The sequence below is a fragment of the uncultured Sulfitobacter sp. genome, assembly GCF_947502895.1.
Lineage (GTDB): Bacteria > Pseudomonadota > Alphaproteobacteria > Rhodobacterales > Rhodobacteraceae > Sulfitobacter.
Genome location: NZ_CANNBM010000002.1, coordinates 135,105 through 152,105, shown reverse-complemented (window position 1 = coordinate 152,105; position 17,001 = coordinate 135,105). Strand labels below are relative to the sequence as shown.

Here is a 17,001-nt window from a genome sequence, read left to right as displayed (position 1 = left end):
AAAGGGCAGAGCATATGCGCAGAGTGGTCGTTACTGGATTGGGTTTGGTTACGCCGTTGGCAGACGGGGTCGAGGAAAGCTGGAAGCGGATTTTGGATTGTCAGTCTGGCGCTGGTCCAATCACAACTTTTGATGCGAGCCGCTGTGTGACGCAATATGCCTGCGAGGTGCCATTGGGTGACGGCACGGGCGGGACCTTCAACGCAGACAAATACATGGCGCCCAAAGAACAGCGCAAAGTCGATACTTTCATCATGTTCGGTCTGGCCGCAGCACAGCAAGCCGTGGAAGACGCGGGATGGATGCCTGAGGACCGCGAGAGCCTTGAGCGGACGGGTGTTCTAATCGGCTCTGGTATCGGGGGTCTGAACTCAATCGCGAATACTGCCGTGATGATGGCAGAGAAGGGCCCCAAGCGGGTCAGCCCGTTTTTTGTGCCAGGGGCGCTGATCAATCTGATCTCGGGTCAGGTTTCGATCAAATATGGTTTCAAAGGGCCGAACCATTCCGTTGTAACGGCGTGTTCTACGGGTGCCCATGCTATCGGGGATGCAAGCCGTCTGATTATGTTTGGTGACGCTGATGTTATGGTTGCAGGCGGTGCGGAAGCGGCGATTTGCGAGATCGGCATTGCGGGTTTCAACGCCTGTAAGGCGCTGAGCACCAAGCGCAGTGAAGAGCCGCACAAAGCAAGCCGACCTTACGACACGGACCGTGACGGTTTTGTCATGGGTGAGGGAGCGGGCATCGTGGTGCTGGAAGAATACGAGCACGCCAAGGCGCGTGGCGCGAAGATTTATGCCGAAGTCATCGGCTATGGTCTGTCCGGCGATGCCTATCATATCACGGCCCCGTCCGAGGACGGTGAAGGCGGAGAGCGATCCATGCGGGCGGCGCTGCGACACGCGGGGCTAGAGCCTAAAGATATCGACTATATCAACGCGCATGGTACATCGACCATGGCCGACACGATCGAGTTGGGCGCGGTTGAGCGGATGATGGGGGAGCATGCGGGCAAAGTGACTATGTCCTCGACCAAATCCGCAACGGGGCACCTGCTGGGCGCTGCGGGCGCTATTGAGGGTATTTTCTCGATCCTTGCGATCCGCGACCAAGTGGCACCGCCAACAATTAATTTGGACAACCCCGCCGTTGAGACAAAGATTGATCTGGCTGCAAACGCGCCAGTCAAGCGGGAGATCAAGGTTGCGCTTAGCAATTCGTTCGGTTTTGGCGGCACAAACGCGAGCGTATTGTTCGGAAAGGTTGAATAAATGTGGCGCCATGTTGCGGCCAACGCGATTACGTTCCTAATGGTCGGGCTGTTCCTGTTGGGCGGCCTGATCATGTGGGGCAAATCGGAATACGATGCACCTGGCCCGCTGACCGAAGCGGTCTGTGTGCAGGTCAAAAGCGGCAGCAACATGCGACGGGTAAGCCAGAACCTTGCTGAGCAGGGGGCTGTAAGCTCTGCCGCGATTTTCCGCATTGGTGCGGATTATGAGGAAAAGACAACACAGCTGAAAGCGGGCAGTTTCCTTGTGGAGCCTGAGTCTTCGATGCAGGAGATCGTGGATGTGATCACACGTGGCGGGGCAAGCACCTGCGGCACCGAGATCGTTTACCGCATCGGTGTGAACCGTGTAAGCGTGCAGGTGCGTGAGCTTGACCCGTCTACAAACCGTTTCGCGACACTGGCACAATTCACACCGGGGACTGATGAGGTTCCAGTGGAATATGCCCAGACACGCGATCAGGGCGATGTACGCTTTCGCGTAGCGATGGCCGAAGGGGTCACAAGCTGGCAGGTAGTCAACGCGATATCCAGCATGGATATCATGGAAGGCACTGTGGCTGAGACGCCGCCTGAAGGGTCGCTGGCACCCGACAGCTATGAGGTGCGGCGCGGCGATGACCGCGGGGCGTTGATTTCGCGGATGCAAAGCGCGCAAGAGACCATTCTGGCGGCGGCATGGGAGTCACGTGCAGAGGACTTGCCGATCGAGAGCCCCGAAGACTTGTTAATCCTTGCGTCGATCATCGAAAAGGAAACGGGCGTTTCGGACGAGCGGCGACAGGTATCGAGTGTATTTGTGAACCGCATCAATCAAGGCATGCGTTTGCAGACGGACCCCACGGTGATTTACGGCATTACGCGGGGTGAAGGTGTGTTGGGCCGTGGTTTGCGCCGCAGCGAGTTGCGCCGCGAGACGCCATGGAACACCTACGTAATCCCTGGTCTTCCGCCGACACCCATTGCAAACCCCGGACGTGCAAGCCTGATGGCGGCAGCCCAGCCAGACGAGACGCCTTACATTTTCTTTGTGGCTGATGGTACGGGCGGGCACGCCTTTGCCGTTACGCTGGAAGAGCACAACCGTAATGTTGCCGTCTGGCGCCAGATCGAGGCAGAGCGTGGCGCGGCGGCGGCTGGCAACGCCTCGACAGGGGGCAGTGACTAGCTGTTGCGCCATGCGTGCGGTGGTCCAAGCACCAGTTAACCCAGTTTGAATATACCAGTCTCATGCTAGGAGATTTGGGGAGCGGCCCTGAGATATCGGGGCCGCTTTTTCATGTCTTTCGATTGGAGAAATCCGAGCGAAAGGACCGATTACTGATGACTATCCAACCGGTGCCCCAGCTTGACGAGCTTGCGGAAGCGGAGGCCATGTTTGCCTCCGTACAGCGTACGCTTGCCGAGCTAAGAGAAGCGTTAGAGAGCCTGAAAGAACAGGCCATATCCGGAGAGGAAATCGATGCAACTTCAACGTCCAAGACGTTCGTTCAGTTAACGGACGCGGTAGGGCGTTGTCAAAAAGCGGGAATGATCTTGAATGACTGCCGAAATAAACAAGCCGGAATTGCGCGTGGAGGATACGCCCTCGACATGGAAAAAGCGCGGGCTGACATCGGGTGCAAGCTGGATCGGCTCCGCTGTTCCGTCGATTCAGGACGGGTTCCTGAATGAGTTGGATGAGGGAGAGCTTCGCGCTCTCCCTTACTTATTTGAGTTTTGGGCGATGCCGCATCAGTTGCCGCCAGAGGGGGCGTGGCGGTCATGGGTCGTGATGGGGGGACGCGGTGCGGGCAAGACACGTGCGGGTGCAGAATGGGTGCGCAGCGTCGTCGAAGGTGCGCGTCCGTTGGATGCAGGGCGGTGCCGTCGTGTGGCGCTGGTGGGCGAGACCATCGAGCAGGTGCGCGAAGTCATGATCTTTGGCGACAGCGGAATATTGGCTTGTTCGCCTGCGGACCGCCGCCCCGATTGGGAGGCCACGCGCAAGCGGCTGGTCTGGCCTAACGGTGCTGTAGCGACTGTCCATTCCGCGCATGATCCTGAAGGGCTGCGCGGGCCGCAGTTTGATGCGGCTTGGGTAGATGAAATTGCCAAATGGAAAAAAGCACGCGAAACATGGGATATGCTGCAATTCGCCTTGCGTCTTGGTGAGCAGCCGCAGGTTTGTGTGACGACGACACCGCGCAATGTAGGTGTGCTCAAGGATTTGTTGGCGTCACCGTCGACGGTTTTGACGCACGCGCCAACCGAGGCGAACCGCGCGCATTTGGCGGCGTCGTTTCTGGAAGAGGTGCGCGCGCGCTACCGCGGGACGCGATTGGGGCGTCAGGAGCTGGATGGTGTTTTGCTGACCGATGCGGAGGGGGCGCTGTGGACTGGTGCGATGCTGGAAGGCTGCACGGTGCGTGATGTGCCTGCGTTGGACCGTATCGTTGTTGCGGTGGATCCTGCCACCACGTCCGGAGAGCGGGCAGATGAATGCGGGATTGTTGTAGCGGGTGTTGTGTGCAGCGGACCACCGCAGGATTGGCGGGCCTACGTCCTTGCGGATTGTACGGTGACGGGGCAAAGCCCGAGCGGTTGGGCACAGGCTGCGATCCGCGCGATGGAGCAATTCGGTGCTGACCGTCTGGTGGCGGAGGTCAATCAGGGAGGTCAGATGGTACAAGAGGTGATCCGGCAGGTCGATCCGCTGGTGCCCTATAAGGGCGTTCATGCCAGCCGTGGCAAGAGCGCACGGGCCGAGCCTGTGGCGGCCCTGTACGAACAGGGACGCGTACATCATGTAAGCGGGATGGCTGCGCTGGAGGATCAGATGTGCCGCATGACACAGCGGGGCTACGAAGGCGGGGGATCGCCCGACCGCGTGGATGCGCTGGTGTGGGCGCTGCATGAGTTGATGATCGAGCCTGCGGCCAAATGGCGACAACCGGGTGTGCGATCTTTGTAAGTGCAAATTTGAACATTGGGGAAAGGGGGGCATTGGGCCTCCCTTTTTTGTTTGTGTCTGTGTGTTGCGTGCGTTGCGCACGCTCTGGTCCGGCAGGATTAACACTTTGATGAGAGATTGTTTTTCAGAGACGACACGGCAGCAGGTCTGCCACGGGACATCGGATAGGAGAGCTTGAGTGTTTGATTTTCTAAAGCGTGAAGCGGCACGGCCCACTGAGGCAAAAGCATCGGCAACGGGCCGTGTGGTGGCCATGCAAAGCGCAGGCCGCGTCGCGTGGAGCCCGCGGGATACGGTATCGCTGACGCGCACGGGTTTTGCGGGCAACCCTGTCGGGTTTCGCTCGGTCAAGCTGATCGCAGAGGCGGCGGCAGCCTTGCCGCTGGTCTGTCAGGATGCCGAGCAGCGGTATGACACCCACCCTGTACTAGACCTGATTGCGCGGCCCAATGGCGCGCAGGGACGGGCGGAGCTGTTGGAAGCGCTTTATGCGCAGCTATTGCTGTCGGGCGACGGGTATCTGGAGGCTGTGGGCGGTGATCTGGGATTGCCTTTGGAAGTGCATGTGCTGCGCTCTGACCGGATGAGTGTTGTGCCGGGTGCAGACGGGTGGCCTGTCGCGTATGAATACGCGGTATCGGGGCGCAAGCACCGGTTTGATGCGACGCAAGGCACACCGATTTGCCATGTGCGCAATTTTCACCCGCAAGACGATCACTACGGATTTAGCCCGATGCAGGCAGCTGCCACGGCGGTGGATGTGCACAATTCTGCCTCGCGTTGGAGCAAAGCGCTGTTGGACAATGCAGCGCGTCCTTCGGGCGCTATCATCTACAAGGGTGCGGACGGTCAGGGCGCGATGACCAATGATCAATACGAGCGTCTGGTGAGCGAGATGGAGAGCCACCACCAAGGCGCGCGCAATGCTGGGCGTCCCATGTTGCTGGAGGGTGGTCTGGACTGGAAGCCTATGGGGTTTTCGCCCTCGGACATGGAGTTCCAGAAAACCAAGGAAGCGGCTGCGCGCGAGATAGCATTGGCCTTTGGTGTGCCGCCCATGTTGATCGGTATTCAGGGCGACGCAACCTACGCCAACTACCAAGAAGCGCACCGTGCATTCTATCGTTTGACCGTATTGCCTTTGGCGACACGGGTAACGGCGATCTTGGCGCATTGGCTGTCGGGGTTTGCCGGCGATGTGGTCGCTTTGCGTCCTGATCTGGATCAGGTCCCTGCGCTGAGTGCAGAGCGTGATGCGCAATGGGCGCGTGTTGCTGGTGCGGATTTTCTGACTCAGGCCGAGAAACGCAGCCTCTTGGGGCTGCCTGCGGTGGCTGCCGATGAATGAGCATCCGATAGAGCGGTTTCAGTGCGCGCCTGGCATGCGGCTGCAGGCCCATGAGCGGGTGAGTGCGATCCATTTCGATAATCTTGCCAAGCGGTTGGACCGGATCGAGTTGATGATGGAGCGGTTGGAAAAGCGCCTTTGGCTCACGGTTTATGGGGTCGCAGCGGTGATCATCGCACAAGCGGTGCAATCGTTTCTGGTGGTGGCGCCCTCGGGCTGAACGACAACACAGGAGAATACCATGGATATGAGTGGAAATGGCTTCGCACTGAGTGCGGAGAATGGCGAAGGCATGCCTGCGCTTGAACGCAAGTTTATGCAGTTGGACGAGGTGGCAAAGGTTGAGGGCGGTGTCGAAATCAAGGGCTACGCCAGCTTTTTCGGGGATGTCGATCAGGGCAATGACGTGGTTCAGAAGGGCGCATATGCGGCCAGCCTCAAAGCGCTAAAGGCAGCCAAGCGTGGTGTCAAAATGCTGTGGCAGCATGATCCGGCACAGCCCATCGGGGTGTGGGACGAGGTGCGTGAGGATGCGCGCGGTCTGTTCGTCAAGGGGCGCATTTTGCAGTCGGTCGAAAAGGGGCGTGAGGCGATTGCGCTGATCGATGCAGGTGCGATTGACGGGCTGAGCATCGGCTACCGTACGGTGAAAGCCAGCAAGAATACCAAGGGCCAGCGGCTCTTGCAGGAACTGGAGCTTTGGGAGGTGTCACTGGTGACCTTCCCGATGCTTCCCAGTGCGCGGGTGGGGGCGAAGGCGGACAGTTTTGTACGTATCGGAGACGTCCTGCGTGAGATGGCGGGGGTGTTTGATGCAGCGACTATGCAGATCGCGCCCCGTTCAAGCAACCAAAAGGGGAACGCGAGATGAGCGATACCAACAACGATGCCGCGGGTCTTTCCCCGGCTGAGGATGTGCGGCGGGCTGTTACCGGCTTTGTCACACAGTTCAAAGGCTTCCAAGCCGACATTGAGACTAAACTTCAACAAACAGAAGAGCGAATGACCATGCTGGATCGTAAAACACTGACTGCTGCCCGTACTCCTTTGGCGGGGGCCACCGACGCGGGTGCGCCGCATAAGAAAGCCTTTAACGCCTATGTGCGTTCCGGCGATGATGACGGGCTGCGCGGGCTTGAGCTGGAGGGCAAGGCGCTGTCCACGGCTGTAAACTCTGACGGTGGCTATCTGGTTGATCCGCAGACCTCCGATATCGTGAAATCCGTGCTGAACACCACGGCGTCGATCCGCGCGATTGCTAGTGTCGTGAACGTGGAGGCCACATCTTATGACGTGCTGGTAGACCATTCGGATGTGGGTGCTGGTTGGGCCACTGAGGCGTCGACGATCGGTGAGAGCGATACACCGCAGATCGACCGTATCACCGTGCAGCTGCACGAGTTGAGCGCGCTGCCCAAAGCGTCCCAGCGTCTGCTGGATGATGCAGCGTTTGACATCGAGGGTTGGCTGGCGGGCCGCATTGCGGACAAATTCGCCCGTGCCGAAGCGGGTGCGTTCATTAACGGGGATGGTGTCGACAAGCCCAAGGGTATTCTGGCCCACGCGACTGTCGACAATGATGTCTGGACCTGGGGCAATCTGGGATATGTGCCATCGGGCATTTCCGGTGAAGTGACGCCAGATGCGATTGTGGATGTCGTCTATGCGCTAGGCGCGCAGTACCGTGCCAATGCGTCCTTTGTGATGAACTCCAAGACAGCAGGCATTGTGCGCAAGCTGAAAGACATGGATGGCCGTTTCTTGTGGTCTGACGGTCTGGCAGCGGGAGAGCCTGCGCGCCTGATGGGGTATCCTGTGTTGATCGCCGAGGACATGCCTGATGCAGGTGCCGACGAGATGGCTATGGCGTTTGGCGATTTCGCCGCTGGTTACACCATCGCCGAGCGACCAGATCTGCGCATCCTGCGTGATCCGTTCAGCGCCAAGCCACATGTCCTGTTCTATGCGACCAAGCGTGTTGGTGGTGACGTGAGCGACTTTGCCGCGATCAAGCTTCTGAAATTCGGCGCTTCGTAAACCGGAGTGCTGAAGCCCGAGCGGGTTACCCGCTCGGGTCCGGGCGCGCGCCCTGAATATTCCTCCGCATTGTCTAGCTGCTCCCCTCCAACCGAGCAATGCGGGGGTGGGGGCGCGTCCGGGAGGGGAAGTTGCCTGTCGGTGCGGGCATGTAAGGCAAGTTTAAGAGAGGCTTTGGGATGTTGATCGAAGAGACGAATATACCGGATGCGGCCCTGCCGGTGGCAGCGTTCAAGGCGCATGTGCGTATGGGAACGGGATTTAGCGAAGACGCGTTGCAGGACGCTGTCATCATGGGCTTTTTACGCGCGGCCATTGCAGCGGTCGAAGCCCGCACTGGCAAGGTATTGATTGAGCGTGAGTTTAGCCAGATAGCGGCGGTGCTTTCCAAATCCGACGTTGTGGCGCTGACGGTGGCACCGGTGACGGTAGTTGTAGACATGCAGCTGGTGTCGCGAAGCGGCGATGCGCAGATTGTCAACTCGGCCGTGTATTGGTTGGAGCGTGACGCACAAACACCACGCGTGCGTGCAGCGGCGGCCTGTTTGCCCAGCCCCGAAGCGGGTGGGGAGCTGCGGGTGCGTTTCCTTGCAGGCTATGGTCCTGAATGGGACGATGTACCCCCAGACTTGCAGCAGGCGGTTCTGATGCTGGCCGCGCATTACTATGAGTACCGCGATGACACGGCACTGAGCGACGGCTGTATGCCATTCGGTGTCACTTCGTTGATCGAGCGTTACCGCATGCTGCGTCTTGGCCGCTCGGGGGCGCGGGCATGAGTGCGCCGCACCTGAATCGCCGGCTGGTGCTGGAGGCACCTGATATGGTGAGCGATGGCGCTGGTGGATTTGCCAAAGGCTGGGTGCCCCTAGGGATCCTGTGGGGCAGTGTCGCTCAGCGCAGTGGCCGCGAAACTGCGCTGAGTGGTGCGCCCGTCACGCGCATGCGGTTTCGCATCACCGTTCGTGCGGCCCCGATGGGCAGCGACCAGCGGCCCGCTGCACAGCAACGGTTTCGCGAAGGCGGCCGGATTTTCACCATTGAAGCGGTGGCGGAGGCGGATGCGACGGGCCGTTACCTGACTTGCTTTGCCCAAGAGGAGCAGGTGGTATGAGCTATGCAGTTTCAGGCGCGCTTCAGGCTGCGATCTATGAGGCCTTGCTGGCAGATGCCGCTTTGGTCGCGCTGGTCGGGAACAGCATTTATGATGCAGTTCCTGCAGGCAATGTGCCAGAGCTATACGTCCGCCTTGGCACGGAAACGGTACGCGGGGCGTCCGACATCAGTGGCGCGGGTGCAGCGCATTTTCTGACGGTCTCTGTAATCACAACAAACCCCGGATTTGCCTCGGCGAAAGCCGCAGCAACGGCTGTCAGCGACGCGCTGCATGATGCGCCGCTGGAGCTTGCGCGTGGCAGGCTTGTCTCGCTGAGGTTCGAGCGTGCAGCGGCCAAGCGGGTGGATGCAGGCAGCGGGCGGCAGATTGATCTGCGGTTCCGTGCGCGGGTGCAGGACGACCTTTCAACACAAAACGGTTCACTAGAGGAGTAATCGACGATGGCTGTTCAAGCAGGCAAGGACCTTTTGGTCAAAGTAGATATGAGCACTGATGGTAATTTCGAGACCATCGCAGGCTTGCGCGCAACGCGCATCAGTTTCAATGCAGAAGCCGTTGATGTGACGGCGCTGGACAGCGAGGGTGGCTGGCGCGAATTGCTTGCGGGTGCGGGTGTGCGCTCGGCTGCGATCAGCGGCTCGGGGGTGTTTCGTGACGCCGCCACAGACGAGCGTGCGCGCCAGCTGTTGTTTGATGGTCTGACCCCGAACTTTCAGGTGGTGATCCCTGAATTCGGTATTGTGGAGGGCCCCTTTCAGGTGACTTCGCTGGAATATGCGGGGCAACTGAATGGGGAGGCTACGTACGAGCTGTCGCTGGCATCGGCGGGTCAGTTGGAGTTCATCCCCTATGTAGATCCGGTTGAATAGCGATGGAAAACCGGTGGAGGGGAGAGGTGGTGCTGATCGTCGAGGGGCAGCACCACCGAATGAAGCTAACGCTGGGCGCATTGGCTGAGTTGGAAGAGGAGCTGGACGAGCCATCGTTGATGGCGCTCGTCCAGCGGTTTGAGCAAGGCGGGTTTAGCAGCCGCGATGTCCTGGCGTTGCTAAGTGCAGGGATGCGAGGTGGTGGGATCGCAATGGACCCAGACACACTGGCGCAGGCCGAAATCGAAGGGGGCCCGATGCGCGCGGCCCAAGCTGCTGCAGAGCTGCTTGCACGGGCGTTTGTGGTGACCTCGTGAGTGAGGGTTTTGACTGGCCGTCGTTGATGCGTGCGGGCCTGCATGGACTGGCCCTGACACCAGATGCCTTCTGGGCGCTGACGCCTGCGGAATTACAGCTGATGCTGGGTAGCGATGCGAGCAAGGCACCGATGCTGAGCGCGGGGCTGGCAGCCCTGATGGCTGCTTACCCCGACAAGACAAAGGATCAAGTTGATGAGAGATGATGAGGGTTTTGACGATCTGGCGACAGACGCTTCGGAGCTGAACCAGACCCTGGGCCAGACGGCTATTCTGGTTTCAGGATTCGATAGCGAGTTGCGGCGGATGAGTACCTCGCTGGCGGCGACAGGCAAGGATGTGGCGACCCTTGAGAAAGGTCTAAGCCGCGGATTGCGCAAGGCATTCGACGGCGTTGTGTTTGATGGCATGAAGCTGTCGGATGCGCTGAGTACTGTTGCGCAGTCCTTGTCCAATAGCGCCTATAACGCTGCGATCAAACCTGTGACAGATCACTTTGGTGGGCTGCTGACCCAAGGGGTCACAGGATTGGTGCAGGGCATTTTGCCCTTTGCCAATGGCGCGCCGTTCAGTTCGGGGCGGGTGATGCCTTTTGCGGACGGTGGTGTTGTCTCTCAGGCGATGCATTTTGGCATGCGCGGTGGCATGGGCGTTATGGGTGAAGCTGGACCAGAGGCAATTATGCCGCTGGCGCGCGGGCCTGACGGGAAGCTGGGTGTGCGGGCAGGCAATGGGGGCGGCGGCGCACCGACCGTCGTGATGAACATCTCGACCCCCGATGTCGCGGGTTTTCAACGCTCACGCGGGCAGATTGCCGCACAGATGAGCCGCGCGCTGAGCGCGGGTCAGAAAAACCGATAATCAAAGGGGAACCGCGATGAATTTTCACGAGGTACAATTTCCGGCTGACCTTAGCTTTGGCGCGCTAGGCGGGCCGCAACGACGGGTCGATGTGGTGACGCTTGCCAATGGGTATGAGGAGCGCAACACGCCTTGGGCTCATTCGCGTAGGGTTTATGATGCAGGACTGGGCCTGCGCTCGCTGGATGATGTAGAAGCGGTGATTGCGTTTTATGAAGCGCGTTATGGCCAGATGTTCGGTTTTCGCTGGAAAGACTGGTCGGATTACAAATCCTCCATTCCCTCGCAGGATATTACGCGCGGTGATCAGCAGATCGCGTTGGGAGATGGTGTCACAACTGCTTTCCAGATCATCAAGACTTACAGATCAGGTGGGCATACCTATGCGCGCCCTATTACAAAGCCTGTGAAAGGGACTGTGATTGTCGCGGTTGAGCAAGACGACAAAAAGGAGAGCATTGATTATTCGGTTGATGATACCACCGGCATGATCAATTTTGTTCACCCACCTGATCCTGATACGCGCGTATTTGCGGGCTATCAGTTTGATGTGCCTGTGCGGTTTGACAGCGACAGCCTTCTTACCAACATTGCCAGCTTTCACGCAGGACAGGTACCGGACATTCCAGTGCGCGAGGTGCGTGTGTGATGGCTGATTTCAACGAAGGGCTTGAGCTGCACTTGCGTACAGGACTGACTACAGTCTGCCATGCTTGGGCCATTACCCGCAAAGACGGAATAGTTTTTGCCTTTACCGATCACGACATGCCGCTGCGGTTTGCCGGCTATGAATTTCGCGCAGACACTGGCCTGAGTGCATTGGCGCTGGCGCAGTCTACCGGCCTTTCGGTAGACAACAGTGAGGCACTGGGCGCACTGTCGGATGCTTCCTTGCGTGAGGACGAGATCGAGCAGGGTCGGTTTGACGGAGCAGAAGTGCGTGCTTGGTTGGTGAACTGGGCAGACACCGATCAGCATTGGCTGAATTTTCGCGGGCATCTCGGCGAGCTTACCCGTGCAGATGGTGGATTTCGGGCAGAATTGCGTGGCCTGACGGAAGGTCTAAACCGGCCTTTGGGGAGGGTGTATCAAAAGCCATGTTCGGCAGTGCTGGGCGATGGAAACTGCCGGTTTAACCTCGCGCAGGAAAGCTATTCCCAGCAGATTGATGTGCAGAAGGTCGAAGGCGCGCGGCGGTTTGTCTGGGATGACTTTTTGGCGTTTGACACTGATTGGTTCACGCGTGGCAGGCTGGAAATTATTGATGGCCCCGCGGCAGGGCTGTGGGGAACGATAAAATCCGACCGGAGCGACGGTGGGCAACGAATAGTTGAGCTGTGGGAGCCGATCCGCGGGACTGTTACTGCCGGAACACAAGTGCGGCTTGTTGCGGGCTGTGACAAGCGGGTCGAGACGTGCCGTTTGAAGTTCAACAACTTTGACAATTATCAGGGGTTTCCCGATTTGCCTGGTGAGGATTGGGTTGTTTCCGTGCCGAGCAGCAATAACGCCAACAGCGGCGGTTCGCTGCGATGAGCCGCGCACAGATTGTCATGGCTGCAAAGGGCTGGATCGGGACCCCCTATGTGCATCAGTCAGCTACGCGTGGTGCAGGCAGTGATTGTCTGGGCCTGATCCGGGGCGTCTGGCGCGAGCTATATGGCCAGGAGCCCGAGGCGATCCCTGCTTATTCTATGGACTGGTCCGAACCTCAGGGGGAAGAGAGACTGTGGGCGGCAGCATTACGCCATTTGCAGCCCAAGCCGGTAGCGCGAGCGCTGGGTGGTGATGTGTTGTTGTTTCGAATGCGGCACGGCGCAGTGGCCAAGCATTTGGGTATCCTGTCCCAGACAGGCCCTACGGCGCGTTTCGTTCATGCATACACCCGTCACGGTGTGGTGGAGAGCGGGCTGACGGCGCCGTGGCGGCGCCGCGTGGTCGCGTGTTTTGAATTTCCCAAGGAGGTCACCTGATGGCGACGATATTATTTTCAGCAGCCGGAGCCGCCGTTGGGGGCTCTATCGGAGGCACACTAGCGGGGCTTTCATCCGTGGCTGTAGGGCGTGCCGTTGGCGCGACGTTGGGCCGTGTGGTGGATCAAAAGATTCTAGGATCAGGCGCACAGGCCGTGGAGACAGGCAAGGTGGACCGGTTTCGTCTGACAAGTGCGGGCGAGGGTGATCCAGTCGCGCAGTTGTACGGGCGCTTGCGTTTGGGCGGTCAGGTGATCTGGGCCTCGGATTTCGAGGAAGTCAGCAGCACGACAGGTGGTGGCAAAGGGGGCGGGTCACAGGCCCAATCCACAGAATACAGCTATTCGGTCAATGTGGCGATCGCGCTTTGTGAGGGTGAGATCACCCGCGTTGGCCGTGTTTGGGCTGACGGTGAGGAAATTTCGCCTGATGATCTGAATATGACAGTCTATTCAGGGGCTCCCGACCAGCAGCCCGATCCGCTGATGGAAGCGATTGAAGGTGTCGGCAAAGTACCTGCATATCGTGGTACAGCCTATGTCGTAATGGAGGCACTTGCGCTGCAGCGTTTTGGCAACCGTGTGCCGCAGTTCAGCTTTGAGGTCATTCGCCCCGAACAGCGCGGTGCGCCTGCTGCAAGCCATGCGTTGAGCTATGGTGTGGAAGGGGTCGCGCTGATCCCAGGAACGGGGGAATACTCGCTTGCTACGACGCCAGTGAATTACGGCGGGGAAAACGAAGCAAAGTGGAGTGCGAATATTAACTCTCCCACAGGCAAAACGGATTTTGCGAACTCATTGGAAACGCTCGACGCGGAGTTGCCTGAGCTGAAAGCAGCCTCGTTGGTTGTGTCGTGGTTCGGTTCGGATTTGCGTGTCGGGGAGTGCCTTGTTCAGCCAAAGGTAGAAGACCCCGATGTCGAGGGCGAAGAGATGCCTTGGCAGGTAGCGGGAGTGAACCGCAATAGCGCCGAAGTGATTGCGCGCGGTGCCGACGGGCGTCCGATTTATGGTGGGACGCCTGCGGATGCAGCCGTGATTGAGGCCATTCAGGCAATGAATGCTGCGGGCAAAGCGGTGATGTTCTATCCGTTCATCCTAATGGACCAACAAGAGGGCAACACATTGCCCGATCCCTATAGTGGCGAGACGGGCCAAGCTGCGTTGCCATGGCGGGGACGGATCACATTGGGCAATGCACCGGGTCGTCCTGGTTCAACGGACCAGACTGCTGCCGCCTCGGAGGAAGTTGCAGCGATCTTTGGAACAGCACAAGCATCGGATTTCACGATCGAAGACGGAGCTGTGGTCTATTCCGGTCCGCAGGAATGGACGCTGTCGCGTTTCATTTTGCATTATGCGGCGCTGTCTGTTGCGGCGGGCGGGGTGGATGCGTTCTGCATCGGCTCCGAGATGCGTGGCCTGACACAAATTCGATCAGCGCGGAACGTGTTCCCGGCGGTTCAGGCATTCAAAGTGCTGGCTGCACAGGTGCGCAGTATTGTTGGACCAGATACAAAAATAAGCTATGCAGCTGATTGGAGCGAATATTTTGGCTATCAGCCACAGGATGGCACAGGCGACCGCTTGTTTCACCTTGATCCGCTCTGGGCTGACCCGAATATCGATTTTATCGGTATCGACAATTATATGCCGCTGTCTGACTGGCGCGACGGAGTGGATCATCTGGATGCCCAGGAATGGGATGACATCTATAATCTGCGCTATCTTCAATCAAATATCGAAGGGGGTGAGGGGTACGATTGGTACTACGGCTCGCCGGAAGAGCGAGAAGCGCAGATTCGCACGCCGATCACGGACGGTGGATATGACGAGCCTTGGATATATCGCAACAAGGACATCCGGAACTGGTGGGGCAACCTGCACCACAACCGTATCGACGGTGAGCGGGCAAATGATCCTACCGAATGGCTGCCAGGCCAAAAACCTGTCTGGTTCACTGAGTATGGATGCGCTGCCATCGACAAGGCGACGAACCAGCCAAACAAGTTTCTGGATCTCAAATCGTCCGAAAGCAGCTTGCCACGCCACTCTGACGGAGGCCGCGATGATCTGATTCAGATGCAATATCTGCGTGCGATGATCGACTATTGGGCACAGCCCGAGAACAATCCCGATGGCATCGAATATGATGGCCCGATGATTAATATGCAGCGTGCGTTTGTCTGGGCTTGGGACGTGCGTCCTTATCCGTATTTTCCCAACAACCGAGAGCTGTGGAGCGACGGGGTGAGTTATGCGCGGGGGCATTGGCTTAACGGGCGTACGTCGTCGCGCAGCTTGGCTTCTGTTGTAGGAGAGATTTGCCTTCGTTCAGGTGTGACGGCCTATGACACAGACGGGCTTTATGGCTTGGTGCGTGGATATGGTGTGTCGGATGTAGCGGATGCGCGCGCGTCCTTGCAGCCTCTCATGATCCGTTATGGCTTTGACGCGATTGAACGGGACGGGGTACTAAAGTTCCGCATGAGGGACGGCTTGCGCGCTGCGGAACTGGATGATGCCTACTTTGCGGTCAGCCCTGATCTTGACGGTACAAAAGTGCAAGTTCGCGAGGCCGAGGTAGCATTGTCAGGTCGTGTCCGGCTGCGCTTTGTTCAAGCGGACGCAAGTTATGATGTAATCTCGGAAGAAGCGGTTTTACCTGATGAGCAAACTCATGCAGTTGCAACAACAGAGTTTTCCATGCTTCTTACCCGCGCCGAAGGCCGTCAGGTAGCCGAGCGATGGCTGAATGAAGCGCGCATTGCCCGTGAAACAGTGCAATTTGCGTTGCCACCTTCGAAAACGGCAGTTCGGGCGGGGGATGTTGTGACAATTCCGGCAGATCAGGGGGAAGGTGCATCATTGTACCGGATTGACCGTGTGGATCAGGCAGAGTTTCAGCAAGTGGAAGCAGTGCGGATCGACCCTGAGGTTTATCAGCCCGCGCCATTGGCAGACGAGCTGGTGAGTTTGCGCCGTTTTGTAGCGCCTGTTCCAGTCTATCCGCTCTTCCTTGATCTGCCGCTTTTGACAGGTGACGAAGTGCCATATGCGCCCTACGTGGCGGCCAGCGCCAATCCCTGGCCAGGCAGCGTCGCATTGTACTCGAGCCTGACGGATCAGAACTATGCCTTGAATTCCGTCTTGCCGATACGCGCCACTATTGGTGTGACGCGCTCTTTGATGGGGCGGGCCTGTGCAGGGGTGATCGACCGCGGCAACGCACTGGAGGTAAAACTGATCAGTGGCCGCCTCGAAAGTGTGGATACCGATGCGCTTTTGAGCGGGGCCAATATGGCCGCGATCGGGGATGGCAGCAGCGATGGCTGGGAAGTGTTCCAGTTTGCCAATGCTGAATTGATCGCGCCGCAAACCTATCTGCTCAGCCACAGATTGCGCGGGCAGGCTGGGTCTGACGGGGTGATGCCTGATGTCTGGCCTGCAGGATCGCAGTTCGTATTGTTAAACTCTGTGCCGCAGCAAATTGATCTGGGCAGAAACATGCGGACCGTATCGCAGCATTTCCGTATCGGCCCTGCGCTGCGACCTGTGGATGATCCGTCTTATCGCCAGTTTGAGAGGTCTTTCCAAGGCAATGGGTTACGCCCGTTTTCACCAGCGCATCTGCGCGCGGTAGCGGGTGCAGACGGTGGGCTATCGCTCTCTTGGGTGCGTCGTACCCGTATTGATGGCGATGCCTGGGAGAACGTGGAAGTGCCACTGGGCGAAGAGACAGAGAGCTATGTCGTTCGGATTGTCAAAGAAGGGACGGTTCTGCGTGAAGATACCGCAGCGACACCCATATATGATTATTCAGCAGCCCGGCAGCAAGCCGACGGTGTGACACGACCATTCGAGGTTGCAGTTGCCCAAACCTCTGCAACTTTCGGGGCGGGGCCGTTCAAGCAGATAACAGTATCCGCGCCGTGAGGCAGATCGGGCTTTGTGATTTGCACCATGCCGCGCGTGTGGTGCAAGCCGCAGCGCCGTCTGCACGCGCGCAGCTGTGCCATGATCTGATCTGGCGGGCACATTTTGCGGACAAATATGTAAAAAGACTGCGCAAAATCCACCCGCTCTGGGGCGATGGCAGCTTGCGTCATGCAGCTATTTCTTATGAAGAAAGCCAATGCATTGTGGAAGATACCAACGAGTATCTCTTGGCAATCGCGCGGGTTGCGGATGTATTGGCGCAGCGACGTCGCGAATTGTGATAGGCTGCGGGTT

Annotated in this window: 19 protein-coding genes; all 19 read left to right on the top strand. The window is 58.5% G+C overall.

The annotated features are described in order from the left end of the window. Positions 1–14 precede the first annotated feature (14 nt). The 19 genes from fabF to Q0903_RS08740 all read left to right on the top strand — a co-directional run bounded on the left by fabF (position 15) and on the right by Q0903_RS08740 (position 16,988). A complete protein-coding gene (gene fabF / locus Q0903_RS08830; protein ID WP_299414680.1) occupies positions 15–1,274 on the top strand; it encodes a beta-ketoacyl-ACP synthase II in 1,260 nt (419 codons plus the stop codon). Continuing rightward, entirely contained in the window at positions 1,275–2,462 is a 1,188-nt protein-coding gene (gene mltG / locus Q0903_RS08825) for an endolytic transglycosylase MltG (protein ID WP_299414678.1), read from the top strand. 558 nt (positions 2,463–3,020) lie between these two features. Further along, entirely contained in the window at positions 3,021–4,247 is a 1,227-nt protein-coding gene (locus Q0903_RS08820) for a terminase family protein (protein ID WP_299416018.1), read from the top strand. Positions 4,248–4,425: 178 nt separating this feature from the next. Next, complete coding sequence (locus tag Q0903_RS08815; RefSeq protein ID WP_299030702.1) at positions 4,426–5,595, top strand: phage portal protein; 1,170 nt, start codon at positions 4,426–4,428, stop codon at positions 5,593–5,595. Next, the gene (locus Q0903_RS08810) at positions 5,588–5,815 is read left to right on the top strand and encodes a hypothetical protein (protein WP_299030703.1); all 228 of its coding nucleotides are present in this window, start codon (positions 5,588–5,590) and stop codon (positions 5,813–5,815) included. Before Q0903_RS08815 ends, Q0903_RS08810 begins: the two co-directional genes overlap by 8 nt. Positions 5,816–5,836: 21 nt before the next feature. Beyond that, entirely contained in the window at positions 5,837–6,466 is a 630-nt protein-coding gene (locus Q0903_RS08805) for an HK97 family phage prohead protease (protein ID WP_299414676.1), read from the top strand. Next, the gene (locus Q0903_RS08800; protein WP_299414674.1) at positions 6,463–7,632 is read left to right on the top strand and encodes a phage major capsid protein; all 1,170 of its coding nucleotides are present in this window, start codon (positions 6,463–6,465) and stop codon (positions 7,630–7,632) included. The genes Q0903_RS08805 and Q0903_RS08800 overlap by 4 nt, the downstream gene beginning before the upstream one ends. A 179-nt stretch (positions 7,633–7,811) precedes the next feature. Further along, positions 7,812–8,411 carry a head-tail connector protein gene (locus tag Q0903_RS08795; protein ID WP_299414672.1) on the top strand — a complete coding sequence of 200 codons (600 nt, stop codon included), beginning with the start codon at positions 7,812–7,814 and terminating at the stop codon, positions 8,409–8,411. Next, a complete protein-coding gene (locus tag Q0903_RS08790) occupies positions 8,408–8,746 on the top strand; it encodes a phage head closure protein (protein WP_299030707.1) in 339 nt (112 codons plus the stop codon). The genes Q0903_RS08795 and Q0903_RS08790 overlap by 4 nt, the downstream gene beginning before the upstream one ends. Continuing rightward, positions 8,743–9,183: a DUF3168 domain-containing protein gene (locus Q0903_RS08785; RefSeq protein WP_299414670.1), complete on the top strand. Its 441-nt coding sequence runs from the start codon at positions 8,743–8,745 to the stop codon at positions 9,181–9,183. Before Q0903_RS08790 ends, Q0903_RS08785 begins: the two co-directional genes overlap by 4 nt. Before the next feature lie 6 nt (positions 9,184–9,189). Then, a complete protein-coding gene (locus Q0903_RS08780) occupies positions 9,190–9,618 on the top strand; it encodes a phage major tail protein, TP901-1 family (RefSeq protein ID WP_299030709.1) in 429 nt (142 codons plus the stop codon). A gap of 2 nt (positions 9,619–9,620) precedes the next feature. After that, positions 9,621–9,935, top strand: a complete 315-nt coding sequence (locus Q0903_RS08775) for a gene transfer agent family protein (RefSeq protein WP_299030710.1) — start codon at positions 9,621–9,623, stop codon at positions 9,933–9,935. After that, positions 9,932–10,141 carry a rcc01693 family protein gene (locus Q0903_RS08770; protein ID WP_299030711.1) on the top strand — a complete coding sequence of 70 codons (210 nt, stop codon included), beginning with the start codon at positions 9,932–9,934 and terminating at the stop codon, positions 10,139–10,141. The genes Q0903_RS08775 and Q0903_RS08770 overlap by 4 nt, the downstream gene beginning before the upstream one ends. Beyond that, the gene (locus Q0903_RS08765; protein WP_299414668.1) at positions 10,131–10,796 is read left to right on the top strand and encodes a phage tail tape measure protein; all 666 of its coding nucleotides are present in this window, start codon (positions 10,131–10,133) and stop codon (positions 10,794–10,796) included. Before Q0903_RS08770 ends, Q0903_RS08765 begins: the two co-directional genes overlap by 11 nt. A 16-nt stretch (positions 10,797–10,812) precedes the next feature. Further along, the gene (locus Q0903_RS08760) at positions 10,813–11,445 is read left to right on the top strand and encodes a DUF2460 domain-containing protein (protein ID WP_299030713.1); all 633 of its coding nucleotides are present in this window, start codon (positions 10,813–10,815) and stop codon (positions 11,443–11,445) included. After that, a complete protein-coding gene (locus Q0903_RS08755) occupies positions 11,445–12,332 on the top strand; it encodes a DUF2163 domain-containing protein (RefSeq protein ID WP_299414666.1) in 888 nt (295 codons plus the stop codon). The genes Q0903_RS08760 and Q0903_RS08755 overlap by 1 nt, the downstream gene beginning before the upstream one ends. Continuing rightward, entirely contained in the window at positions 12,329–12,769 is a 441-nt protein-coding gene (locus Q0903_RS08750) for an NlpC/P60 family protein (RefSeq protein ID WP_299030715.1), read from the top strand. The genes Q0903_RS08755 and Q0903_RS08750 overlap by 4 nt, the downstream gene beginning before the upstream one ends. Continuing rightward, a complete protein-coding gene (locus tag Q0903_RS08745) occupies positions 12,769–16,704 on the top strand; it encodes a glycoside hydrolase/phage tail family protein (protein WP_299414664.1) in 3,936 nt (1,311 codons plus the stop codon). Before Q0903_RS08750 ends, Q0903_RS08745 begins: the two co-directional genes overlap by 1 nt. Further along, positions 16,701–16,988, top strand: a complete 288-nt coding sequence (locus Q0903_RS08740) for a hypothetical protein (RefSeq protein WP_299414663.1) — start codon at positions 16,701–16,703, stop codon at positions 16,986–16,988. The genes Q0903_RS08745 and Q0903_RS08740 overlap by 4 nt, the downstream gene beginning before the upstream one ends. Positions 16,989–17,001: the final 13 nt, after the last annotated feature.